The organism is Arthrospira sp. PCC 8006 (genome assembly GCF_046480465.1).
Lineage (GTDB): Bacteria > Cyanobacteriota > Cyanobacteriia > Cyanobacteriales > Microcoleaceae > Limnospira > Limnospira platensis.
The window spans coordinates 1-4,626 of record NZ_PKGG01000309.1; the positions used below are offsets into that span (position 1 = coordinate 1).

The window sequence follows — 4,626 nt, forward strand, 5'->3', positions numbered from 1 at the left end:
CTAGACAATGCAACGTTTCATAAAGGGGGACGGATTCCTGAGCTAGTGGAGGCGGCTCAATGCCGTTTGCTCTATCTACCACCTTATTCGCCAGACCTCAACAAGATAGAGAAATGTTGGTCGTGGTTGAAAGCCCGCATTCGCCATTGCACGTGAGCAGTTTGATTCTCTCGATGATGCCATGGATTCCGTTCTCAAAGCTGCGTCCTAACCACCTTGACTAATGCTATAACTATAGGGGGCTGGCATTTTTGGTCTTCTTAGTCATCTCGTCCTCTCCATTATACGTCCTAACTTTCCTGTCTTGTGCTATATATCCAACCAAGGGGTTGGAGTCCCCACTAGGCAGTTATTTCGGGCATTGCAGCCCTATTTGATGCCTCAACGTCTCGCACTGATGAATTGAACTTAAAAGACAACGAAATCAACAACGATGGATTCTAACGTATTACCAGATATAGTCAAACTAGGAACTGATGGCATTACAGTTTTTTTAGTCTGGCAGTTAATGAAGCAAAACCAGAAACTGATATCAGAGGTTAACTCCAGAGACAACGAACTAATGAAGCTGATTTACACAATCCTAAATCAATATAGGCAGTACCCAACACGATTAAGCGATCGCACTGGCCCGATTAACCATCCCAGAGAAAAAGCCAAGGAGTAATTAATCAGACTGGCCCAATTGGGGACAACCTACTGGGAAAATGGACAATATAAGTACAAATTCCCAGCTAGGACAAAAAAGCGATCGCATCAAGTCCCTGGATACCAATCTGAACTGCTACAATTCCAAGACTAAAGTAAACGCTTCGCCTCTATTCCTAATCTGACTCTGGGGCTAATGGTAAAACCCAAGTCTCCACTAGCCATCTCTGGGAAGGAGACAATATCAATATTTTTTGATTTCTATATATGACCATAATCGCAATTAAACAACTTATTGATAAAATTTGCTCTGCCAAAATTGTCTGTATTTACTTACCATACAGGATTATAGCCCATACGCTCTCCGCCATTTTTGCCAGATTATAGATATTCTGCCTACTTGACATATCAATTTTTTTTGAAATAATAGACACTATACCCAACTTGACAGGGACTAGAGGCCTGATTAATTAGGTTTCTGGGTCCCCGTGGGGTATGTATTTAGTCCCTCAATTTAGATATGGGGATTAAACCAAGTCCTAATAGTCAGGATTTAACATGAGTAATGATTCACCACAAATCAATAAATCAGCGGTGCAAGCAGGGGGTAAATTAAACGTTTTTGAAAAGTACCTAACCCTGTGGGTGATTCTCTGTATTATAGCAGGTATTGTCCTGGGTCGATTGTTTCCAGGGGTCGCCGTAACCCTGGATTCAATGAGCATTTATCAGGTGTCAATTCCCATCGCAATTTGTCTGTTTTTCATGATGTATCCCATCATGGTTAAAATTGACTTTACCCAGGCAGTTAATGCGGCTAAAGCACCTAAGCCAGTGCTATTAACAATGGTAGTGAATTGGCTAATTAAACCGTTTACCATGGTAGCTTTTTCGCGGTTTTTTCTGGGGTGGTTATTTCGACCAATTATCACCGGAACTGAGATATTAAGAGGGGCAGAAATTCCCATCGCTGATTCCTATATCGCCGGTACTATATTATTGGGAATTGCCCCCTGTACAGCCATGGTTTTAATGTGGGGTTATCTCTCCTACAGCAACCAAGGACTTACCCTGGTTATGGTGGCGGTTAATTCGCTGATGATGCTGTTTTTATACGCACCATTGGGACGGTGGTTGCTGTCGGCAAATAACTTAACTGTACCTTGGCAAACTATTTTATTATCAGTCCTGATTTATGTGGGTTTGCCACTGGCGGCGGGGATGTATACTCGCTATTTGATTTTTCAGTATAAAGGAAAGGCTTGGTTTGAAAGAGAGTTCCTGAAATATTTAAGTCCTGTGGCTACGGCGGCTTTATTAATTACCCTGATTTTGCTGTTTGCTTTTAAGGGTGATTTAATTGTGGAAAATCCCCTGCATATTCTGTTAATTGCTGTGCCACTATTTCTGCAAACCAATTTTATCTTTTTGATTACCTATGTGGCGGCTTTGAAAATGAAGCTATCCTATGAGGATGCTGCGCCAGCTTCTTTAATTGGCGCGAGTAATCATTTTGAAGTAGCGATCGCTACGGCGGTGACACTGTTTGGTTTAAATTCTGGGGCGGCTTTAGCAACTGTGGTGGGGGTATTAATTGAGGTTCCGGTGATGTTAATGCTGGTGAAATTTTGCCAAAAAACGGCTTTTTGGTTTCCGCGAGAACCGGAAAAAGCTACACTGCTAGACCCCCGTTGTTTAAAGTGTTAATTGAATCATGACTAATTTTGATCATCCTCCCAGAATCCTGTTTTTGTATGGTTCATTAAGAACGCGATCGTACAGTCGCTTACTAGCAGAAGAAGCCGCTAAAATTATTACCGATATGGGTGCGGAAGTTCGTTTTTTCCATCCCCATGATTTACCGTTACGCGATCGCTTTGATGAGTCTCACCCAGAAGTTCAAAAATTGCGCGAACTTAGTCAATGGTCAGAAGGTCAAGTTTGGTCATCCCCAGAAATGCACGGTAATATTACTGGTATTCTGAAAAACCAAATTGACTGGATACCTTTGAGTATTGGCGCGGTTAGACCTACTCAGGGTAAAACTCTAGCGGTGATGCAAGTTAGCGGGGGTTCCCAGTCTTTTAATGCCGTGAATACCATGCGAATTTTGGGGCGTTGGATGCGAATGTTTACCATTCCCAATCAATCCTCAGTTGCTAAGGCTTATCAAGAGTTTAATGAGGATGGAACTATGAAAGATTCACCTTATCGCGATCGGGTGATTGATGTCATGGAAGAACTCTATAAATTCACCCTATTATTGCGGGACAAGGTGGATTACTTAACTGACCGCCACAGTGAACGCCAAGAACTCGCCAAAAAAGCAGTTATTGAAACGGCACAAAAAGCACTTTAATTGTCAATTACAATTCTGGAGAAACCATGAAAAAAGTCATGTTTGTTTGCAAAAAAAATTCCTCTCGTTCCCAAATTGCTGAGGGGTTTGCTAAGGTAATGGGAAAAGATAAAATAGCCGTGACCAGTTCAGGACTGGAAAGCAGCGAAGTCAACCCTTATGCTATCAAAGCCATGGCAGATGTTGACATTGATATTAGCAACCAAACTTCTAATGCTTTAAGTGAATTTAAACCCGAAGATTATGACGCAGTAATTTCCCTCTGTGGTTGCGGTGTTAATTTACCAGAGGAATGGCTAACACGGGAGATATTTGAGGATTGGCAATTAGACGACCCAGCGGAAAAGCCGGAGATTTTCCCCAGGGTTAGGGAGGAGGTTAGAGAAAGGGTGGAAAAGTTGATTAAAACATTGTTACAGGATAACTAACCTGATTGAGGTTCTGGGGTGGGTTACTGTTGTTAATTCACCACAGAATCTGGTTTTAATAAGATCTAGTTATTTCGGTCAATCTTATATCAGCCCAGTTAGTCTAGGGTGGGGTGTATAATATATATCAGTGCTAATGCGGAGTTAGGAATTATGATAGCAGTTGACAGCCTGACCCATAAAACTGATGTTTTTTATCCCAGTAGTGACGGAGAACCCTTGGCAGAAACTTATGATCATGTTTACGTTCTAATGGCGACTATGCTAGTTCTGAAAGAATACCTAAAAGACCGAAAAGCGACGGTTTTGGCTGACCAATTTATGTATTATGCGGCGGGTTTCCCTAAGTTGCGGGTAGCCCCTGATGTGATGGTGATTTTTGATGTGGAACCGGGGGGAAGGGATAACTATAAAATTTGGGAAGAGGGACAAGTTCCGGCTGTGATTTTTGAGATGACTTCTCCGAGTACAAAAGAACAAGACCAAACGGTTAAGAAGAATCTCTATGAAAGTTTGGAGGTGAAAGAATACTGGTTATTTGACCCGAAAGGGCAGTGGATAACTGAACAATTGCGGGGTTATCGTTTAGTGGGAGATAGTTACCAATTAATTACGGATAACCGCAGTGAAACTCTGGATTTACGTTTACAAGTCTCCGGTAAAATTATCGATTTTTACCGAGAAGATAACGGCCAAAAATTGCTAATTCCTGATGAGTTATACGCGGCTTTGCAAGAGGCTACTTTGGCGAGGATAGAAGCTGAACAACGGGTAGAAACGGAAAAACAACGGGCAGAAACGGAAAAACAACGGGCAGAAACGGAAAAACAACGGGCAGAAACGGAAAAACAACGGGCGGATGAATTAGCAGCATTATTAAATCAATATCGCCAGCAATTTGGAGATTTATCAAAGTAAAATTATCTAGGTGTTTGGGGGTTGCTTAACTCCCAAATTTAGATAATCAGCTATAATATATATTAGTAAAGTGCGGAGTTAGGAATTATGATAGCAGTTGACAGCCTGACCCATAAAACTGATGTTTTTTATCCCAGTAGGGACGGAGAACCCTTGGCAGAAACTTATGATCATGTTTACGTTCTAATGGCGACTATGCTAGTTCTGAAAGAATACCTAAAAGACCGAAAAGCGACGGTTTTGGCTGACCAATTTATGTATTATGCGGCGGGT

The 4,626-nt window shown here is 41.7% G+C and carries 5 protein-coding genes and 2 pseudogenes; all 7 read left to right on the plus strand.

The genetic code is table 11. The features are described from left to right. Positions 1–211 (plus strand): annotated as a pseudogene (locus B9T16_RS25975) (transposase); the annotation flags it as partial. Between the two features lie 222 nt (positions 212–433). After that, positions 434–667 (plus strand): hypothetical protein, encoded by a 234-nt coding sequence (locus tag B9T16_RS25980; RefSeq protein ID WP_410246113.1) that lies wholly within the window; start codon positions 434–436, stop codon positions 665–667. A 539-nt stretch (positions 668–1,206) separates the two neighbouring features. Next, positions 1,207–2,355 (plus strand): ACR3 family arsenite efflux transporter, encoded by a 1,149-nt coding sequence (arsB, locus tag B9T16_RS25985; RefSeq protein WP_410246114.1) that lies wholly within the window; start codon positions 1,207–1,209, stop codon positions 2,353–2,355. Positions 2,356–2,362: 7 nt separating this feature from the next. After that, positions 2,363–3,007, plus strand: a complete 645-nt coding sequence (gene arsH / locus B9T16_RS25990; protein ID WP_006618237.1) for an arsenical resistance protein ArsH — start codon at positions 2,363–2,365, stop codon at positions 3,005–3,007. 26 nt (positions 3,008–3,033) lie between these two features. Then, positions 3,034–3,435, plus strand: a complete 402-nt coding sequence (gene arsC, locus B9T16_RS25995; protein ID WP_410246115.1) for an arsenate reductase, glutathione/glutaredoxin type — start codon at positions 3,034–3,036, stop codon at positions 3,433–3,435. Between the two features lie 153 nt (positions 3,436–3,588). Beyond that, positions 3,589–4,353: a Uma2 family endonuclease gene (locus B9T16_RS26000; RefSeq protein WP_410246116.1), complete on the plus strand. Its 765-nt coding sequence runs from the start codon at positions 3,589–3,591 to the stop codon at positions 4,351–4,353. An 87-nt stretch (positions 4,354–4,440) separates the two neighbouring features. Then, positions 4,441–4,626, plus strand: a pseudogene (locus B9T16_RS26005) (Uma2 family endonuclease); the annotation flags it as partial.